Source organism: Enterobacter sp. SCRI0065, from assembly GCF_059766475.1.
Genome location: NZ_JCBAJB010000004.1, coordinates 127563 through 147062 on the forward strand (window position 1 = coordinate 127563; position 19500 = coordinate 147062).

Genomic DNA, 19500 nt, shown 5'->3' on the forward strand with positions numbered 1-19500 from the left:
CCTTCAGATTAATCAGATGAGGAATCAACTATGCGATTAGCCAGCCGTTTTGGTCGGGTGAACCAGATTCGCCGTGACCGTCCCTTAACCCGCGAAGAACTGATGCAGCATGTCCCCAGCGTCTTCGGGGAAGACAAGCACGACTCCAGAAGCGAAAAGTACACCTACATACCCACCATTACCCTGCTGGAGAACCTTAAACGTGAAGGGTTCCAGCCATTCTTTGCCTGTCAGTCACGAGTGCGCGACCAGAGCCGACGGGAACATACAAAGCATATGCTGCGCCTGCGTCGTGCCGGTCAGATAAACGGTCAGCAGGTACCGGAAATCATCATTCTGAATTCGCACGATGGCGCATCAAGTTTTCAGTTGCTGCCGGGGATATTCCGAAGCGTCTGCACCAATTCGCTCGTTTGCGGACAGTCGTTTGGCGAGATCCGCGTGCCACACAGGGGCGACGTTGTCGGGAAGGTGATTGAGGGGGCCTATGAGGTTCTCAGCGTCTTTGAGCGGGTGGAAGAGAAACGTGACGCCATGCAGTCCGTGCAACTCCCGTCACCCGCACAACATGCACTGGCTAAAGCGGCGCTCACATATCGTTTTGGGGAAGAGTACCAGCCAGTGACTGAATCGCAAATTCTTGCCCCCCGCCGCTGGCAGGACGAGAGCGATGACCTGTGGACCACTTACCAGCGCATCCAGGAAAACCTGCTGAAAGGCGGACTAAGTGGCCGTACCGCGCAGGGGAAACGTACCCACACCCGCCCAGTAAACGGGATTGATGGCGACGTTAAGTTAAATCGTGCGCTCTGGGTGATGGCGGAGAACATGCTGAACCTGTTGGACAGGTAATCACCCGCGCCCCGCCACCGAAATCAATCCCCGGCCCGAGACCTCCATTCGACATCTACATGCATAAGGAAAAATTAACATGACCGATATTATTAATGTCTACGATAACAATCAGATACCTCACCAGGCTGGCGATAACGGTTCTGCACCTGCTCTGGCTGCCACGCCTGTGCTGGACGAACAGCGTGTGGAATTCTGGCCGCAGCACTTTGGCAACATTCCACAGTGGATAACCCTTGAACCGCAGGTCTTTGCGTGGATGGACCGGTTCTGCGCTGACTACAGCGGCGGTATCTGGAGTTTTTATTCTCTCAGCAACGGCGGGGCCTTCATGGTTCCGGAAACGGACAAGGATGCCTTCTGGTCGCTGTTCAACACTATGAATGGCAACGCCGCAGACATGAGCGCCGAAGCCGCCGGGATTGCAGTCTGTCTTGTCGCTTACAGTCATCACGCTTGCCGCACGGAATGCGACGCCATGACGGAACATTACTGGCGTCTGCGTGACTATGCGCTGAACCACGCAGAATGCAGCGCCATCATGCGCATTATCGACTGAGCGTCCTGCCATGCCGTATGAACTGTCTCACCTGAATGCCCTGTGGGATGCGCTGGGGAAAACAACGGTCAGGGATGAGGACGGTGACGTTGTGACCGACGACCCCTTCCTGCATTTCCCGACGGGTACCCCTCTCTTCCATATCTGGTCATAGTTTGAATCCCTGCACGACGGGTTCGTCGTTGCCGTGAAACTGTACAACACATCCCCTCCCGACACGTCAACAGACAGGAAAAGCAAATGAATGCCACCACTTGTTCCCCTGATCGCGGGGGAATATCTCCCGCAGCACAGCGCACCATCAGACGCGCACTGACCTTACTGGAACGCCAGTTACGCGAACCCGGCGAGGCATTCACCTCCAGCCAGTCGGTCCGCGACTGGCTCCGTCTGCAGCTCGCCACGCTGGAGCGTGAAGTCTTCATGGTGCTCTTCCTTGATAACCAGCATCGGCTTATTGCTCATGAAACGCTCTTCACTGGCACCATCAACCATACGCAGGTACATCCCCGTGAAGTGATAAAGGCAGCACTGAAATACAACGCGGCTGCCATTGTGCTTTCACACAATCATCCGTCAGGTTATGCGGAACCCGGCCATGCCGACCGACTGCTCACTGACCATCTGAAGCAGGCACTTAAACTCGTGGATATCTGCCTGCTGGACCACCTGGTCGTGGGAGGCATGGACATCGTCTCGTTTGCCGAGCGTGGCTGGCTTTAGGGAGAGAATAATGATGAGAATCATCAGTAAACGTCAGGCAATGGCGATATACCGCCAGCATTCTGAGTCCCGGCTGTTTCGCTTCTGTACCGGGAAATATAAGTGGTCCGGCAGTATCTGCCATTACCACGGCAGGGAAGTGCAGGATATCCGGGGTGTGCTGGCCGTGTTTGCTGAACGCCGACAGGACCGCAACGGTCCGTATGTGATCCTGCGCAGCGTCACCCTGAATTAACTCACCGTTAAGGAGTACTTATATGCAGAAAGCAACCCGTGTCATCAACCATAACATCGCGGAACCCTGGTGGGGCCTCAGACGCAACATCACGCCGTGTTTTGGTGCCCGGCTGGTACAGAAGGGGAACCATCTGCATTACCTTGCTGACCGCGCCAGCATTGCCGGGACATTTAATGACGCAGATTTACGCCATCTGGACCAGGCATTTCCGGTACTGATGAAACAGATGGAGCTCATGCTGACCAGCAGCGAACTCACGCCCCGCATTCAGCGCTGCATCACGCTCCACGTAAAGGGCTGATATGTGAGGCCGATACACTCGGCTCCTGCGGTTATTTGTACATCGTAATTTATCCGGCGTCTGCTACAACCGAATAAACCCCGGACGCTTTTCCTTAGTCAAACTAGCCAACAAAGAACGCAAACCATGCAAATACATTCCCTGTCCCTTCAAAGGGCGGCATCGTCACGTCTGTCGTCAGTCGAAATCTGGCGAAAATTACTGAAGTATCTGCTGAAACAACACTACGGTCTGATGCTGAACGACACACCGTTTGGCAACGACGAAGTGATCCAGAAACACATTGATGCGGGAATCTCACTGTGTGACGCGGTGAATTTTATCGTGGAAAAGTACGACCTGGTGCGTACTGACCGTCACGGTTTCAGCGTGAAAGAGCAGTCTCCGTTTATCGGCAGCATTGATATGCTCCGCGCCAGGAAGGCTACCGGGCTGATGACACGCAAGGGATATAAAACCGTTACTGACATCACAGGTGGCAGATCCAGCAGAAGGAAATAATGACGTTAGCTCTGATAGCTGACGCCGACACCGTCAGCTATCAGCCCCTCAGGCACCAGCACAACGACTGGTGCTTTTACCAAATCATCATCAGTTGATACAGGTGTTCGCTCAGACAGCTCGTATGGCGGTAACACCTTAACGGAGATATCTGTCTGCAGTAGAGGAGGGTACGGCAGGACGCCGCCAGAACATCGGGAGTCATATCGTCTGTCAGAAGGGAGCTTAATTCCGGGGCGTTCAGTAAAATGAAACACTTCTCCGGGAGCATGCTACCGGCATTCCCTTTCGGAAAATAACCGCCCAGATAAAGTAAGACGGCCAGCAGCCGGAACTGTCGGGTGAGTACCGCTTCAGTGTCCCGGTAATGTGCGGCTATCCACAGGCATTCCCGCAGCATAAATCGCCGGGTCCGTTGGGTGAGGTCACCGCCTTTGTCATACCAGCGTTCGACGATATCCCTGGCAGAGCGAATGGAGTCATTACCCGTTGTCGCAGTTTGCCACGACCGTGCCAGAAGCGTTGAGATATCCATGGATTAACGTCGCGCCTGCGAAACGGCTGCGGGAGTATTGCGGACACCAGGCAGATAAATATTGCGAACCAGCTTCAGGAGGAAAAAGACATCGCTCAGGTTGCTCACGCCGGGTACCAGATGGCGAAAGGCTATCCGCACACGAAAACGCGCCCGAACCGCCTGCCGGTCATTCACCCTGCGCCGGTACAGGCCCAGAAAGTGACGGCTTTCCACCAGCGCATGCCTGACCAGCGCTCGTCTGACAGACCGGTACAGCGTCTGTGTACTGAGTGCCAGAATATCTGCAATCACATCGCTATAGCTGAACGCGCGGATATCGTAATAATCCGGGCGGTGGGTAATTGACGCCGGGTTATTCACCCAGAAGTAATCCTGTCTGTCAGAGAAATAAAACCGGCCATCTGCGGCGGCAAGCTCTATCGTCCAGAGAATATCCTTGTGGCTTTTCCCTTCCTGGAATCTCAGGTCATGCTCGCGGATATACGCTGAACGGATTATCTGCAGCCACAGGTAATGCGGCCACTCCCTCTGACTGACGCAATGGCGTATCCAGTGTTGCCCCGTCAGCGTCTGGCCGTAAGGCTGTCTGCGGTGAACGGTATGCCGCAGATGTCCGGCGCTGTCTGTATGCCGGGCATTGAAAAGGACGACATCGGCCCGTGCTTCACGGGCTGTGCGCAGCCGCTCCCGCAGAAAATCTGCCGAAACCCGGTCATCCGCATCCAGGAACACCACCCATTCACCACGGTGAATCGCCAGTGCAGCATTACGGGCAGCATACACACCCTGATTTTCCTGACAAATGAGAATTAGTCGTTCATCTGTAATGGCGCTGAGTACCGTCCATGTTTCGTCGGTTGAGCCATCATCCACAACAATGATTTCAGTACTGAGCGTTGTTTCGCCAAGCAGTGTATGGACCAGAACCCCGATGCTGTCTGCCGCATTGAAGGCAGGAATGATGACGCTGATATCGATGTTGATTTTCATTGCACTAAGGGAATGTAAACAGAGGGAAGGTTCAGAGTTGTCACCCCATCAGGGGCAATAACCTGCCGGGTATGAAACATTATCAGGAAGAGCGTTCAGGTGATTTCCGTGCTGGTGTGGATACCACTCGTTTTTCTCTGATTTCCTGGTTAACCACCATCAGACAGTCATCGCAGAATTCTTTATCCAGCCCGAAAATCCGGTCCAGAACGCCTCTTTTCTTGTTACATCTGGCACATCTTTTCATTCCATCACCTGCTGTCGCATTCCCATGCCGTGCCCGCAGGACAAAAGAAGGCCGCCCGCCAGAAGACAGGAAATAAATTAATAAACAATACGTTAAATGAGTTTTTTGAAATTTAGCACAGGCAGTGCCGGGGCTGATAATTCATTTTGCAGATCAATTTTTATCAATCGATCGGTTTAATCGATCATCTTTTTCACTCTGCGTTAAACACCATCCGTGTTCCTACACACCATACTCCGGTAAGAAAGTGCTTTTACATTAACGAATATTGCCTTCCGATATTAAACTCATTTTTGTGTTTTTTACTCTTTTGTGTGTTTTAATGGCATCCATTACTTCTTAGTAGTAGGAATGTCATCTTGCAAAACAAAATCAAAGAACTCCGTACCCAACTATCAATCACTCAACGTGAGTTGGCAGATATGGTTGGTACCAGCCAACAGCAGATCCAGCGTATCGAAACAGGGAAGGTTGCGGCCAAGTTGGGACTGGCGCAAGCAATCAGCGCGGTCTTAAAAAAGCCATTGAGCGCTGTTTTTCCAGATAGCGATAAATTGCTGAAGAAACTACGCAATCAAGGTAGCCGTAGTGACGATGAGCTGGAAAATATCGCGGCTAATGGCATTGAAATGGATGGCTGCATTTGGACGGTGAAACTCTGGCTACGAGGGCAACAAGCTTATTTGCTGTTACCTATTTCCCCAGCTGATAAGCGTCGTTTTTACTCACACTTTCAGGAAAGTGTAGCGCCAGACCGTGAGCTTTTTTTTGTTTTTGACTCTGAGCGGCATCGTTACGCTTTAAATTCCCGAGAGGTGATTTTTCACCAATTCTTGTTTGATGGTTTTGCACCTGCTCCTGATGATGAGGACAGTAAAGGAAGCTATGGGAATGTTCATATCACCATGGTGAACGGTGGACCAGTTATTGGGCTGTACTGTGAGCCTGAGGTTTCGGACGACGACGAAATCGATGATATTGGTCAAATGAATGCATTTTTTGACATTCTTGAATCAGAGCCGGAATCAACAGAGCGATATCAGTTAACCGACATAGATGGAGAAGATGCTTTCATCCGTATTGGCTCTATTGCGATGGTCCGAATAGATCTTGATGCTTTGGAGTCTGTCGAGGAAGATGATTCATAACAGATTTCGGCATCTTAAATCTGTTGTATTAGCTCAGACTTGGTCTGACAGTTTTCACTGGCAGCACACAATCAAATTTGACAGGCTGCTTTGATCGAAGAGCAGAAGTCCGTAGTTGAGTCACCATGAAACTTGCTAACAATGCCGTGTGTCAATCAACTGGGAACAGGTCAACCATGGTCTGGCTAAAGTGGATCGGTAATATGCAAATTTATTTAGGTAGAAGTAATAAAAAGATCACCGGAATTCTATAATGTCTGTTCTTGTCTAAGGGCGGTTCCTTGAACCGCCTGCGATTTGGCTACGGTAGACTTATTGAGAATTTGCAGACCACAATGGCGAAGGTCGTTGGTGCCAGCTACGGGGAAAGGGAGATCATCTTGTTCGTAAATATTGACTTCGACAATCAATCGGCAGTTGCCAGTATTTCGTTGGAAGGTTGGGCTCAGCCGCTTGTCGAATTCGTCGCACAGTATTTTACCATCCACAAAGACATGCTCCATCTGGACTACTCCCACCTATCAACTGAGTACCCCAGTGTTCCGGTTAGGAATTGGATATGTAGTTCGCAAACAGAGCGTGAGCACTTTATGTTCGAATTCGAGAACGCGGCACAGCAGGGGCAGATAGCGCTGACCTTAAAAATTCTCGGACACGGATCCACGGGGATCGAGAAGTCGTCCTCTATCTTGGACCCAAATTCTTACCGGCGTGCTCAGGATACTTTCTGGGATGGCATACTTAATGATAATCCCCCGGGCTTACGTAAAATCATTTTGGCGGAAATCGAGCCACGTGCGATTTGGGTGGACTGGTTGCTCGCTGACCGTTCATATACTCGGTATAAATATTTGGACGATCAGCAGATCATGAAGGCGTTGGTGGTCAATACGTCCGAGGAAGATTGCATCAATGTCCTTCAACTAGTAGACCCTCATCAGGGGGCGAATAATTGGGCTTTCGATCAACTGGTCCAGCAGCATTGGCAGCGTGTATGCGGCTACCTGGAAAAACATATCGACATGTCGTCGGGCTATCCAAGCGACAGAAGGCTTGAGCTCGTCTTCTCTCTATTTGCGAATTCGCCGACAGTGCAGACGTCCCGGTGGGCTTGCGAACAGGTTTTTGAACGAGCAGATCCGTCAGTCTTTCCTGAGCTAATCCAACATTGCCGCACGATATTTCCGGAGGATGTACGTAATCTGTTCCTGCGCTGGAACATCCGTTCGCAGAAAGAGAAGAAAGACAATATCAAGGAGTGCGTTGCCAAAGCCTTCTCGAGGCTTGCTACATTGTACGTGGATACCATACCCTCGGACCTCGCGCTTGCGGCGGCTTGGCACGAGTTTGGAGCCCCAGCGCTGTCTAGCCAGCAAAGCGTCGCTGCCAGCCTCAGAGAATTGCCATCTCTGGAGAGGGGTCGAGAAACGCTGTGGACACAACTAGGCCCGGCCGCCCGTGAGGCCTGGCGACAGGATCTGTTCGATCAGGTGAATGAGGAACCTGAATTAGCCCAGGGGCTCCTCAATTTTGCTTGCCTTTGGCTCGAGCAGACGGCATTCGCCGAAGTCGAGCCAGTGCTTTTGCGATTGATGGATGACGAGGAACATCTGGCGTTTGCGAATCGGCTTGTCGGCACTGATGTAAGGCAACTGCAACTGAGGTGCAAGGGACTACTGCGGTCCAAGCAGGGTTCACTGGACCTAGAGGGGCCGGTAGGCCGGGGCGAGGGAGCCACTGAGTTGCCTAGCGTAGGAGCCCAAACTTGGCTGAGCGACCCTTCCGTGGAGCAAGTCATCTATAGGGCGCTTAGCCAGATTGAGGAAGAATTTTGTCGCGAATATTCGGAGACCTGGGGAGAGGACGAGGAGGCCCATACGGCGCGCCTCCTGACTCTGACGAAGGAGGCGATTGGCAACGTAAGCAGCCAGTTGCGCCAGCTCTCGGTTACGACGCGGGCGAGGTATCCGAGCCTGACAGTGAAGGTGCGTCAACCCAGCAAGCGGGAGGAAGGGGCGAACACACCCGCCGGTGCCCCGCTGGGGGCAGACGTGCTGTTCCTGAGCCGTATCGTGGAAAAGGGGAAAACAGTGATTCAGCGTGCGACCCTTATGCAGGTGAAAAAGCGCAGAGGCACTGATTCGGGGCGGGGGTTCAGTTCAAGGGTAGGCATCGACCTGAAGCAGTGCGAGGACATACTCAAGCAGTCAGAACACGCCTACTATCTGTTCGCGACTCCGGCCTCGCCTCGCCCGGTTCTCTGGGTTGCCCCAGCTCGGCTCGTTAGGAATTTGACCCAGTTGCACACGAGCAAAACCTCAGTTTCGGCGATGCAGGTGCGGGACGCCAGCTGCTCCTACGCGGATTTTTTTCTGCACGAGCTTGTTGGCCTGTGGGCTGGCGACGAGCATGAGGACATCATCGCCGTCGCCAACGGCGTTCCTCGGCTTGGGCGAACACCTCGCCACATTGTTGAAATCGAGGTTCGCCGCCAATCTGATTAATGCTTCGGGGAGAAATCATGCTCCAACTATAGGGCAGGATCATCTACCGAGGCAGGGTTAGTCCAGTCTAATTGACCTACACCCCGTTGATTACCACAGATTGTTCTCATTAACGTCCGCTCCTGGCACAGCGCTGCCTGTCAGATTAGGTTGAGATCTGTGCCATAACGGTGTCAGATCAAATCTGAGCTAATACAACTCAGCCATGTTTGTCCGGGTTCGATGCCGAAAAACAATGAATTTACTTGTTGGTATCTGTGTTGGTATAAGATGAAAGTGTTTTTTAATAGCTATTTTAAATCATGAGGTTGAATGTTATGTGCGAGTCCGGCCTTCCCCTCTAAAAACCTCCCGCCGATGCCAATCCACAAACCCCTCCCTCGGGTAATTCCCTTTCACCATCGGTAGCGCAATTTGCTTCCCAGCAAAATCCCAGAACAGTCTTCCAACGATCCCGCTGCCATTCACCGCTTCGGATACCAGCACCCGCATACCGTCATCCAGCCCAATTGAGCCTTTATCAAATGCCTTATGGTGAATTGCACACAGCGCCAGCCCGTTCGGAATTTCGCAAGGTCCGCCATGCTGCTTCCATTTAATATGTGCCGCTTCGAGAGCCACAGAGGCGTTGTCGTGTCGCATATCGAACCCGCAGATGGCGCATTCATAGTTATAGGCGCGGAGCACCTGCTGACGGAACAACGGATCGCGAACCTTGCGGATCTGCTGGATATCAAAGCCCATCTCATCGGCGATCTCTTCCTGAATGCTTTCAGGGAAATGCGCTTCAAGAATTTGCTGGGCCAGTGAACCAATAAGTTTTTTGTTTTTCGTCAGCAGCGCGTAATGCGCTTCATCGAAACCGCCAGCAACGTTGTGTTCAACCAGCTCTCCCGCAGGTGGCTGCTTGCTGCCAATAGTTGAACAGCGTTCATCATTCTGGAGTTCCCAAAAGCCATCCCCCTTAAGACGCCAGAAGGGCATATCAGGACGATACTGGGCGCGCTGTGGGCCAAAACGTTCTAGCAGGCTATGCAGCGGGTCGCGCACTTCTGTGCCGTAGTTGAACAGGCGAGCATGCCCGCGCTGATAGTTCGCGAGAACATACAAAAGCAATAAAGGCTTATGTGGCGCACGTTGTTCGCCTTTGCGCCAGATGGTGATGTCGGCAATTGCCTGTTCGAGCGTTTTACTGGAAGCCATCGCTTTGCTTAATAAGGTAAATAATTGCGATGATGCTCGCAAAACTCCTTATGATCAACCCACCACTGCTCCATGACCAGTAAAAGCGCCAGTGACAGCAATCATCATTATTTTCTGAATCCGCCTCGCATTTTTCATTTTTGCCTGATCATAAAAAGGCTGTGTTTTTATTCAGTGCGGTATAATAGGAATCAGAGATTACCCCTGAACGTGAAAGGATTTTTTAACCGATAATAAATTAACGAAGGATCGCGATATGAAGGTGCTAGAACACCCTCATACCGCTAACCACAAACAACTAAACAGGAGTTGAATATGGCTGCGACGAATTTTAAGCCAGAGTTTACTATTTTCAAAACGGAATCAGACGCTTTTAGCGATATGATCGAAAACCGCGATCTAATACGCAAAAATAGCACTCGCCGTCTTCACGGCAATCAGACCGTTGTTGCGCCGATCCATCCCCGCGCGGAGACGCCAGAAGCCAGCGCTGCCTGCTGCGAACTGTATTCTCGTGTTGAAAACAAATATCTTCCACTTGGTGGCGAATGGCTCACCCAAGCGGGTTTTATCCACGGTATGCCGGTCAAAATTCGGGTGATGAAAGACTGCATTGTGATTACCCCACAGCATACAAGAGAGTTATGGGGTTGTCTGGAAGGTATGAGTGTGGTGAATATTAATAAACAGAAAGTCGCGCAGTGGTTAAAGACGTTTCCAGGGGCATTAAATGATATTGGCGATATACCGGTGATTAAGCGCGTGAAAGGGTAGGCAGTGTCAGCTTTACTTCAGACGCTACACCTCATGCGATTCTGGCATTAACAAAACGATACGGGTATGTTATCTCATGCCCGTAATATTCCTGGCTCAATCCTGCTATATTTGCGCTTTTACAGCGTTAACCAGCACAGCATGAAGTTCACCGACTGTTAAATCACGTATGACTGGTTCAGGTATGCCACGTATCCAGCGCATAAATCGACAGATTCCAAAAAAATCTATACCCTCACCCGTAAACAGATACTCGTTCTCAATAAGAGAAAACGTTTTCATATAGCCATCTTCTTCCGTGGCAAGCTGAACGGCAAAAGCTTCTTCACAATCTTCTATCAGATCATCACCATCCATGCCGCAGATATCAAGATCGGCTTCAATCCAGGTGTGCTCATCAATGCGTTTGCGGCGCTCACCAGAGGACTGACGTACAACCTCAATGACCTGTGAAAGAGTGGGGTTCATTATGCTGGATTCCTTTGGTGAAGAAATAACGTATAAATACTATTAATTGACCGAGTTAACGTTTGGGGCTTATTATTGATGATCCAAATAAAATCAACACAATCCATGCAAACATCCCAATGATTTTTAACGGCCAGGGTTCGAAGACATCAATACACAGAATGGCACCAATAACTAATAGCGGCCCTCCTATTAATTCAAGTATCCCATCCAAAATATACAACTTATGAGGCAATACACGATTCAGTAAAACGGCCATGAAATGTGCACCTCCTAAAGTGAGAGCGATGGCTATAGCGCAGTCTTTCCAGTTATCAGTGACACCTACGCAAAGCAGGCACAGCGCTATCACTAAAACACAAAGTAACGTATTCAGCATGGAAATAATAAACTTGCTCATATCATTTGCCGCGACGTTTGCAAAATATAGAGAGCCTATGAATATAGCGTTCTTAACACAATGACAAATGATATTCGCTAATAATGTCTTTAAGCATTTATTCTGCCACGCTTATTTCTGCAGTCAGTGTGTAAGCGGCTTCATGCCAGTACCACACGCTCCACTGTTCAATTTCATTGACCAAAAGGGGCCTCATGCTCTGCTACTCGACGCCCGCACCTTCATCCTCCCCGCCAGCGTCACGTGCGTCGCCGCATCCTCCTGATGGCACAAATACTCTACCGCCAGCCGCCCAAGTTCGCTGTACGGCAGTTGAATACTGGTCAATGGAGGGGTGAGCTGTTCGGAAATCTTCTGGTCGTCGTAGCCTGCCAGCAGCATGTCGTTCGGGATGTTCACGCCGTTCACCGCCAGCGCCTGATAGCAGCCGATAGCCAGCCAGTCGCTGGCGCAGAAGATGGCGTCTGGCCGTTCTTTCAGTTCCAGCAGCGCGGTAGTGGCGGTATAGGACTCGCTAAACTGCCAGTTGGTCTGGCACACCAGGGCGTCGTCGCACGGGAGTCCGGCCTGTTCCAGCGCAGCACGGTAGCCTGCCAGCCGCTGGCGGGAGGCCTCCATCCAGCTTTCGCCGGTGATGTGGGCGATGCGCGTCGCACCGCAGGCAATCAGATGTTTTGTCACCTGAAACGCGTTGGCGTAATCGTCGGGCACAAAAGAGGGCAGCAGCGGCGAGCCGGGATCGCGCTGGTTAAGCAGCACCAGCGGCAGGCGGGTGCAGTCCTGGAACGCGGCCATGTCGACCAGCGTGGTGACGGGGGAGGCGAGAATAATTCCCACACAGTTGCGCTTCTCCAGTTGGCGAATGATGTTCAGCGCCAGCTCCACGTCGTCGCCGTAGTCATACACGGTAAGCAGCGTTTCGTTGCGCCAGGCGGCTTCTCGTGCCTGGCTGATGGCGTCGATAAACGGGTCGTAGCTTTGCAGGGAGCTGACCAGCAGGGCCACCTCTTCCTGATTGCGCGGGGCGTGGATGGCGGGCAGGCGGTCGTAGCCAAGCTCGGTGGCAACGCCGATCACCCGCTGGCGGGTCTCGTCGCTGAGCTTGATGTTGCGAGACTGGTTGAGCACCAGCGATACCGTCGCCTGCGACACCCCGGCCGCACGCGCAATATCGTTCATCGTGACTTTGTTTTTCCGCATTATCCGTCTCTCCCTCTCGCGACATCGCATCATACCTTAACTGTTCGCCAAAGCGCCGCCGATCACGTTTCTTCTTCGTCGATCCGTTAACTCTGTGATGGTTGTCGCTTTTCTGAACGTCATCATTTGCTCATTTATCATGCTGCTAATATTTATTAGCTAAATATTATCAGTCTACGAGGAGCAACGATGAAACATCAATGGAGCAAGGAACAGGCGCAGGCGTGGTATCAGCAAAAGGGCTGGCTGTGCGGGTTTAACTACCTGCCGTCGACGGCGGTGAACTGGACCGATATCTGGCAGGAAGAGACGTTCGATGCCGACACCATCGACCGCGAGCTGGGCTGGGCGGCGGACGCGGGCTACAACACCCTGCGCATCAACCTGCCGTTCATTGTCTGGGAGCATGACCGCGACGGCCTGATGGCGCGTATCGACCGCTTCCTGACAATGGCCGATCGTCGCGGGTTCAGCACCATGCTGACGCTGATGGACGACTGCGGGTTCTCGGGCGATGAGCCGTATCTGGGGCCGCAAAAGCCGCCGGTGCCGGGCAAGCACAACAGCCAGGCGGCGGCGAGTCCGGGACGCGAAAAAGTGTGCGATCGCGACTGTTGGCCGCAGATTGAGCGCTATATCCGCGACGTTGTTCGCCAATTCCGTGACGATAAGCGCGTGCTGCTGTGGGACCTGTACAACGAGCCGGGCAACCGCGGGATATTTGCCACCGGCACCGAAGAGGTGCTGTACGACGAGAAGCTCGAAACCTGCGCGCACGAGCTGATGAAGCTGGCGTTCCAGTGGGTGCGCGAAGAAGATCCCACGCAGCCGCTGACCGTCTGCGCGTGGCGGCTGCCAGCGGAGGTGGAAGATGAAATCTTCTATCAGCATCCGCTGGACCAGACCGCGCTGGCGCTGTCGGACGTGGTGAGCTATCACGCCTACACCCACACCGCCCGCATGACGGCGATTATCCAGCAGCTTCAGGAATGGGGTCGCCCTATATTCTGCACCGAATGGCTGGCGCGCCACGTGGGCGGCACGATGGAAGAACAACTGCCGCTGATGTACATGGCGAAGGTCGCGCCGTATCAGTGGGGCCTGGTGCGCGGCAAAACGCAGACGTGGCTGCCGTGGCCGGTGGTGATGAAGGAGTCTACAGACTACTGCCGCCTGTGGTTCCACGACGTCTTTGAGGAAAACGGCATCCCGTTCTCGCGCAAAGAGATCGTGCTGCTCCGCCACCTCCGTAAAATCGCCCCGCAGGGCTAATAATAACGACCCGGCGGTTCACCGCCGGGCAGCAAGGTACGCACTATGGCAACGACAATGAAAATACCGTCTCGCGAGTTGTGGTCTTATTTTGGCTATGGTTTAGGTCAGTGTTTTAGCTTTGGTTTAGTGGGTTCGTTTATTAACTATTTTTACACCGACGTGCTGGGGATCTCGGCGCTGGCGGCCAGCTCGATCTTCCTGATCGCCCGCGTCTGGGATGCGGTTCACGATCCGCTTTTTGCCAGCATAATGGATACCATTAACAGCCGTTTCGGCAAATTTCGTCACTTTTTGCTGATCGCACCGCTGCTAATTACCGGCGTCACGCTGCTGGCGTTTTATAAAATCGAAGCGGATATGACCACCAAAATCCTCTACGCCGGGGTGACGTACATCCTGTGGGGGACGCTGTACGCGATATCCGATATTCCGTTCTGGTCGATGTCATCGGTAATGACTAATGACTCCGGGCAGCGCACCCGCGCGGTGACGGCGGCGATGCTGGGTGTTAACGCCGGTATTGCCTGCGCCAATATTTTCTTCCCCAAGCTGGCGGCGTTTTTTGCCCAGTACAGCAATGACAAAGGCTACTTTATGGCGGCGCTGGTGATGATGCTGGTCGGCCTGCCGCTGATGCTCAACGGTTTTATGCAGATTAAAGAGCGTGTGCCGCCAAGCCCGGAAAAGGTGACGATGCGCGACACCTTCCACAATCTGCGCCAGAATAAGCCGTTGTTTATCATCCTGCTGTCGTTCTTTTTCTGCGTGTTCCACAACGTCGCCAACGGCATTTATATCTACTTCTTTATCTACAATATGGGCGACGGCGGCCTGCAAATGGCGATCGGGATAATGGGCATTCTGGCGGCGGGGGTGTGCCTTATCGCCCCGATGCTGACCCGCAGAATGCAAAAGCGACAGCTGTTTATGATCCTCTGCGGGCTGGATGTCGCGGTGCGTCTGGTGATGTGGTTCGCCGGATACCAGCACACGGTGCTGCTGTTTATCCTGCTCGGCCTCAGCACCCTGTTCGTGATGATGACCAATATTCTTACGTCGTCGATGATCGCCGACACCATCGAATATGCCGAGTACCACACCAATAAACGCTGTGCGGCAATCACTTTCTCCGGCCAGACCTTTACCGGCAAAATGTCGGTGGCGGTTGGCGGCGGGTTGATCGGCGTGTTCCTGACCATGATCGGCTACGTGCCGCAGGCGCAGGTTCAGAGCGACGTCGTGCTGAACGGGCTGTTCTTCGGGATCTGCCTGCTGCCGGCGATAGGCTCGGTGATCCGGCTGATCTGCATGTCGCGCTTTACCTTCACCGAAGAAAAACATGCGGAGATTTGTCGCCTGCTGGCAGAGCGGCGCGCGTAAAAAACTCCCCCATCAGGTGATGGGGGAGTCTTCAACTTCACGCGTGCTAAAACACCGGCACGCCCAGCCCGAGTTTCACTTCCCGTAATGTCTGCCGGGTGACGTCGTGTGCGCGTTCGCTGCCTTTTTTCAGCATCGCCATCAGCATGCCTTTGTCCTGAATGTAGGTCGCCCGACGCTCACGCATGGGCGCAATCAGCTCCTGTAGGCACACCTCCAGCTCATTTTTACAGGTTCTGTCACCCAGCCCGCCGTGCTGATAGTGGGCTTTCATCTCTGCGACTTTGGTTTTATCGGCGTGAAAGGCGTCCAGATATGTAAACACTACGTTGCCGTCGATCTTCCCCGGATCGTTCACTTTCAGGTGATCAGGATCGGTAAACATCGCGCTCACCGCACGATGAATGGTCTCTTCGCTGGCGGAAAGGAGCAGCGTGTTGCCGAGTGATTTTGACATCTTGGCGCTGCCGTCGATGCCCGGCAGGCGGCTGGTGTCGCTGAGCATGGCTTTACAGTGACGGAGCACCGGCGCAGGCAGCAGGCTATTCATCTTATGCACGATTTCGTTGGTCTGTTCGATCATGGGCAGTTGGTCATCGCCGACGGGTACGACTTCGGCCTTGAAGGCGGTGATATCCGCCGCCTGGCTGATGGGATAAACCAAAAAGCCGACCGGCAGCGAGCGGGCAAACCCTTTCTGCGCAATTTCATTTTTCACCGTCGGGTTACGCTCCACGCGCGCGACGGTCACAATATTCATATAGAGCGCGGTGAGTTCAGCAAGAGCGGGCAGGGCGGATTGCAGGCACAGGGTGGTGAGCGTCGGATCGATGCCCGCCGCCAGATAATCGGCCAGCACTTCGGGAATGTTGTCGCGGATCTTTTGCGGGTTGCTGCCGTTATCGGTCAAGCCTTGCAGGTCGGCAACCAACACAAATTGCTGATAATCGTGTTGCAGGGCGACGCGCTGGCGCAGCGATCCGACGTAGTGGCCGAGATGCAGCGGGCCAGTTGGGCGATCGCCAGTCAAAATGGTGGTTTTACCGTTCATAACAACTCCTTAAGGGTTCAGCCGAAAGGGGTCTTAGAAACGCAAAAGCCGCCTTTCGGCGGCTATTTGAAAATGGAATTACACATTCGAGCCGCCTTTAAGAAGGCAGCCACCACAGGTTGTGACGCAGAGCGTTTGGGACGAGTTGTGTATTCATCAAATCAACCTATCACGACCCGGCACGAGGGTAAAGTGGTGCGCTGGCGTCCCATATCATCTCATGCTGCGTCATCGGTAACGGCTGGAATCCTGCCCCAACAAACAGAGGCGCAAATTGCGCAGGCAGCGCGGTAGGCGTGCTGATGCCGGGGTATCGTGCGTTTATCGTCTGGAGCAGGCTGCGAGCATGTCCCTGACCTCGCGAAGCGGGTTCTACGAACACTAAACGCAGCTGTGGGGTTAGCGTTTGTGTGGTGATCGCCGCCCAGGCTCCGGTGTTATCGGTAAGGATTTCGCACGGTAACCGCGTCAGCATCAGCGGGTCGAGCAGCCACGGCAGATTCAGCGGCGGTGCGTTAAATACGGCGCGCAACAACGCATCGGTCGTGGCGGGCTGGAGATCGGCCTTCTGGGTTGGCTCTGGCGATTCAGCTTTGAAGCCTGTCAGCCCCTGGGTGATAGCAAAACCGAGCGACTGATACAGCCCGATAGCCGCCGTGTTCGCGCCGATCACTTCAAGATAAAGCCGATGAATGCCGCTGGCTTTCAACGTTGCAAACAGCGGAGCCAGCATCGATTTCGCCAGTCCTTTACCGCGATACGCGGGGCTGATGGCAAAAGCGGCCAACCGCGCGGCGTCTGGTCGGCGCGCAATAATGGCGATGGCGACCGGTTCACCGTTATGCTGCCACACGCGGGAATCTTCCATGCTCATTCCTTCCGCCCCAAAGCGAAGGGCAAAAGTCTCGGGCGTGAGCGCGATCGGGACAAAATAATCCTGAAAACAGTGCTCCAGAATGTGGGTCAGATCTGCGCAGCTATAGTGAAGCGCGCTAACGGCGGTCAGTTCCATGGCTTTCTCTGCGTGCGGTTGTTGGAAAGTCAGTGTAGCGGATTACTCGCCAACCAGCTCAATCCGGTTGCCGTCCGGGTCCGCAATCACCGCTTCGTAAAATCCGTCGCCCGTCATGCGTGGCGCGCTCAGCAGCGAGCCGTTTTGCTGGGCGTTCTCCGCCATGCTGTCTACCTTCGCTTTATCCCCCACGTGGATAGCGATATGGGCCCAGCCGATAAACTCAGGATACGACGGGGCACCGGGCAGATCCGGTACCGTCATGAGTTCGATGGTTGGTCCGTCCGTGAGCGTGATAAAGTGCGACGCAAACCCGGCGCGGTTTTGACTGATATAGCGCTCGTTGCTGCGGCCATTGAATACGGATTCCCAGAACTGAACCTGTGCGTCCAGGTTGCGGGTCCAGAGTGCGACGTGGGCGATTTTCATAGTAAGCCTCGCTGTTTGAGTGGGGTTGCTAAAGGCGTTGCGCGTAAAAGTGAAGGAAGCTCTTCCTGCAGCACTTTTTGGCGGGAACGTTCAGCGTGTATGACAGGGGTAAACCAAAAGCCATCGTAAGGTCTGCTGGCGACGATCTGCGAAGGCGGATAATGGCGCTTCATACTGGCACTCCGGTTGATTGACAGGCCGAGCGTCATGCAACATTATGCGCATTAATGCTCGATTTGGTTTTCTACAGGATTCTTTATGCTCGATTATGCCGCTTTCCCTGAACAACGACAAGCCCTGATCCGCCAGATCCTTCAGGAGAACGGCAGGGTCGTCTGTGCGGTACTTGCCAACCAAATGAAGGTGTCAGAACACACTATTCGCCGTGATTTACATGAGCTTAGCAAAGAGGGGGTTTGTAAAAAGGTGTATGGCGGCGCAGTGTTACAGCTGCAAGATGCAGGCAGTTATTTGATCCGCGAGCACAAAAATAACGCAAAAAAAGACACAATCGCGCAGAAAGCGGCAACCCTGTTGAAGCCGGGCGGCTGTATTTTTATCGATACCGGCACAACCAATCTGGCGCTGGCGAAGGCGCTGCCTGCGGATCTTAACGTGACGGTGGTGACTAACTCTCCGGCCATCGCGGCCGAGCTGCTGCGTCATCCGTTATGCGAGGTCATCATGACCGGTGGGCAGATCCAGCGGGCATCCGGCGGCGCGGTGGGCGCGACGGCGGTGGGTCAAATTCAGGGCGTTATCTTCGATCAGGCGTTTATCGGCGGCTGCGCGATGGATCCTGAAATGGGCCTGACCGGCTTTGATTTTGCCGACTGCGAGTTCAAGAAGGCGGTGATTGCCCAGAGCAACCAAACCCTGGTCGCGATGACGACGGACAAACTTCCGGGCGTGGCACGATTCGTGGTGGCGGCAAGCCGTGACATCGACGTGCTGGTGGTTGAAAAGGGTATGGAGAAGGACATTGTTGAGGCGTTTGCCGCGCAGGACGTTCGCATTGTGTGCGCCTGAGGACTTTGACAGGTAAAACAGGCTACACTCTGACTTTGAGCGCTAAAAGCCGAGGATAAGAATAATGCACTTCACACAGAAAGATCGCGATAACACTGAAAAATCAGAAGGAAAAAACGGCGCAGGCGCATTGCAGCAGAAGCTGCTTGAGTCTCGCTCTATCATTATTTCCGGTGAGATTGACCAGGCGCTGGCCGAGAAAGTCATCACCCAGATGATCCTGCTGCAAAGCGTCAGCAACGATCCGATCAAGCTGTACATCAACAGCCAGGGCGGCCACGTGGAAGCGGGCGACACCATCCACGACTTTATTAAATTTATTCGCCCGGACGTGCACGTGATCGGCACCGGCTGGGTTGCCAGCGCGGGTATCACTATCTTCCTCGCGGCGAAAAAAGAGAACCGTTACGCGCTGCCAAACACGCGCTTTATGATCCACCAGCCGCTGGGCGGCGTGCGCGGTCAGGCCACGGATATTGAAATCGAAGCGCGCGAGATTATTCGCATGCTGGAGCGCGTGAACAAGCTGATTGCCGACGCAACCGGTCAACCGCTGGAAAAAGTGAAAAAAGACACCGACCGTAACTTCTGGATGTCTCCGTCAGAAGCGCTGGACTACGGAATCGTGGGTAAAATCATTACCCATTATGACGATCTGAAGCTGGACTAATCGCTTCT

General features: G+C 53.4%; 22 protein-coding genes and 1 pseudogene. 14 read left to right on the top strand and 9 right to left on the bottom strand.

Annotation, left to right across the window (positions count from 1 at the left end; translation table 11 throughout):
* The first annotated feature begins 30 nt into the window (after positions 1–30).
* The 7 genes and pseudogenes from AC6EMZ_RS13080 (at position 31) to AC6EMZ_RS13110 (ending at position 3174) form a co-directional block, all read left to right on the top strand.
* Positions 31–852, top strand: coding sequence for a DUF932 domain-containing protein (locus AC6EMZ_RS13080; RefSeq protein WP_146717344.1), 822 nt, complete (start codon positions 31–33; stop codon positions 850–852).
* A gap of 79 nt (positions 853–931) precedes the next feature.
* Entirely contained in the window at positions 932–1411 is a 480-nt protein-coding gene (locus AC6EMZ_RS13085) for an antirestriction protein (protein WP_148850076.1), read from the top strand.
* 10 nt (positions 1412–1421) lie between these two features.
* A complete protein-coding gene (locus AC6EMZ_RS13090; RefSeq protein ID WP_228728729.1) occupies positions 1422–1565 on the top strand; it encodes a hypothetical protein in 144 nt (47 codons plus the stop codon).
* A gap of 86 nt (positions 1566–1651) precedes the next feature.
* A complete protein-coding gene (gene radC, locus AC6EMZ_RS13095; protein ID WP_111965508.1) occupies positions 1652–2134 on the top strand; it encodes a RadC family protein in 483 nt (160 codons plus the stop codon).
* Positions 2135–2147: 13 nt separating this feature from the next.
* Entirely contained in the window at positions 2148–2369 is a 222-nt protein-coding gene (locus AC6EMZ_RS13100; protein WP_111965524.1) for a DUF987 domain-containing protein, read from the top strand.
* A 22-nt stretch (positions 2370–2391) separates the two neighbouring features.
* Positions 2392–2750: pseudogene (locus tag AC6EMZ_RS13105) on the top strand (type IV toxin-antitoxin system YeeU family antitoxin).
* 49 nt (positions 2751–2799) lie between these two features.
* Complete coding sequence (locus tag AC6EMZ_RS13110; RefSeq protein ID WP_148850075.1) at positions 2800–3174, top strand: TA system toxin CbtA family protein; 375 nt, start codon at positions 2800–2802, stop codon at positions 3172–3174.
* A 76-nt stretch (positions 3175–3250) separates the two neighbouring features.
* Here AC6EMZ_RS13110 and AC6EMZ_RS13115 read toward each other — a convergent pair whose 3' ends face one another.
* Complete coding sequence (locus AC6EMZ_RS13115; protein WP_249417535.1) at positions 3251–3709, bottom strand: hypothetical protein; 459 nt, start codon at positions 3707–3709, stop codon at positions 3251–3253.
* 3 nt (positions 3710–3712) lie between these two features.
* On the bottom strand, positions 3713–4702 hold the full coding sequence (locus AC6EMZ_RS13120; RefSeq protein ID WP_148850074.1) for a glycosyltransferase: 990 nt from the start codon (positions 4700–4702) through the stop codon (positions 3713–3715).
* A 606-nt stretch (positions 4703–5308) separates the two neighbouring features.
* Between AC6EMZ_RS13120 and AC6EMZ_RS13125 the strand changes: the two genes are divergently transcribed.
* Together AC6EMZ_RS13125 and AC6EMZ_RS13130 are read left to right on the top strand one after the other, a co-directional pair.
* Positions 5309–6097, top strand: a complete 789-nt coding sequence (locus AC6EMZ_RS13125; RefSeq protein WP_148850073.1) for a helix-turn-helix transcriptional regulator — start codon at positions 5309–5311, stop codon at positions 6095–6097.
* 335 nt (positions 6098–6432) lie between these two features.
* Entirely contained in the window at positions 6433–8601 is a 2169-nt protein-coding gene (locus AC6EMZ_RS13130; protein WP_148850072.1) for a hypothetical protein, read from the top strand.
* 315 nt (positions 8602–8916) lie between these two features.
* Here the strand turns inward: AC6EMZ_RS13130 and AC6EMZ_RS13135 are convergent, their stop codons facing one another.
* Entirely contained in the window at positions 8917–9804 is an 888-nt protein-coding gene (locus AC6EMZ_RS13135; RefSeq protein ID WP_498402946.1) for a phosphorothioated DNA-binding restriction endonuclease, read from the bottom strand.
* A 315-nt stretch (positions 9805–10119) separates the two neighbouring features.
* Here AC6EMZ_RS13135 and AC6EMZ_RS13140 point away from each other — a divergent pair, with 315 nt between their 5' ends.
* On the top strand, positions 10120–10578 hold the full coding sequence (locus AC6EMZ_RS13140; RefSeq protein WP_498402947.1) for a SymE family type I addiction module toxin: 459 nt from the start codon (positions 10120–10122) through the stop codon (positions 10576–10578).
* 105 nt (positions 10579–10683) lie between these two features.
* On the opposite strand, the gene AC6EMZ_RS13145 is transcribed toward AC6EMZ_RS13140, so the two are convergent.
* The 3 genes from AC6EMZ_RS13145 to AC6EMZ_RS13155 form a co-directional block, all read right to left on the bottom strand.
* Entirely contained in the window at positions 10684–11046 is a 363-nt protein-coding gene (locus AC6EMZ_RS13145; protein WP_498402948.1) for a hypothetical protein, read from the bottom strand.
* Between the two features lie 55 nt (positions 11047–11101).
* Entirely contained in the window at positions 11102–11446 is a 345-nt protein-coding gene (locus AC6EMZ_RS13150) for a hypothetical protein (protein ID WP_498402949.1), read from the bottom strand.
* A gap of 192 nt (positions 11447–11638) precedes the next feature.
* On the bottom strand, positions 11639–12649 hold the full coding sequence (locus tag AC6EMZ_RS13155; protein ID WP_498403267.1) for a LacI family DNA-binding transcriptional regulator: 1011 nt from the start codon (positions 12647–12649) through the stop codon (positions 11639–11641).
* A gap of 186 nt (positions 12650–12835) precedes the next feature.
* Here AC6EMZ_RS13155 and AC6EMZ_RS13160 point away from each other — a divergent pair, with 186 nt between their 5' ends.
* Positions 12836–13918 (top strand): cellulase family glycosylhydrolase, encoded by a 1083-nt coding sequence (locus AC6EMZ_RS13160; RefSeq protein ID WP_498402950.1) that lies wholly within the window; start codon positions 12836–12838, stop codon positions 13916–13918.
* A 45-nt stretch (positions 13919–13963) separates the two neighbouring features.
* On the top strand, positions 13964–15301 hold the full coding sequence (locus tag AC6EMZ_RS13165) for an MFS transporter (protein ID WP_498402951.1): 1338 nt from the start codon (positions 13964–13966) through the stop codon (positions 15299–15301).
* 46 nt (positions 15302–15347) lie between these two features.
* Here AC6EMZ_RS13165 and trpS read toward each other — a convergent pair whose 3' ends face one another.
* From trpS to AC6EMZ_RS13180, 3 genes are all read right to left on the bottom strand, one after another.
* On the bottom strand, positions 15348–16352 hold the full coding sequence (gene trpS / locus AC6EMZ_RS13170) for a tryptophan--tRNA ligase (RefSeq protein ID WP_498402952.1): 1005 nt from the start codon (positions 16350–16352) through the stop codon (positions 15348–15350).
* Between the two features lie 169 nt (positions 16353–16521).
* Positions 16522–17364 (bottom strand): GNAT family N-acetyltransferase, encoded by an 843-nt coding sequence (locus AC6EMZ_RS13175; protein ID WP_498402953.1) that lies wholly within the window; start codon positions 17362–17364, stop codon positions 16522–16524.
* A gap of 42 nt (positions 17365–17406) precedes the next feature.
* A complete protein-coding gene (locus tag AC6EMZ_RS13180; protein ID WP_498402955.1) occupies positions 17407–17793 on the bottom strand; it encodes a VOC family protein in 387 nt (128 codons plus the stop codon).
* A gap of 258 nt (positions 17794–18051) precedes the next feature.
* Here AC6EMZ_RS13180 and AC6EMZ_RS13185 point away from each other — a divergent pair, with 258 nt between their 5' ends.
* Entirely contained in the window at positions 18052–18822 is a 771-nt protein-coding gene (locus AC6EMZ_RS13185; RefSeq protein WP_498402956.1) for a DeoR/GlpR family DNA-binding transcription regulator, read from the top strand.
* A gap of 64 nt (positions 18823–18886) precedes the next feature.
* Positions 18887–19492, top strand: coding sequence for an ATP-dependent Clp protease proteolytic subunit (locus AC6EMZ_RS13190; protein WP_498402957.1), 606 nt, complete (start codon positions 18887–18889; stop codon positions 19490–19492).
* The last annotated feature ends 8 nt before the right edge of the window (positions 19493–19500 follow it).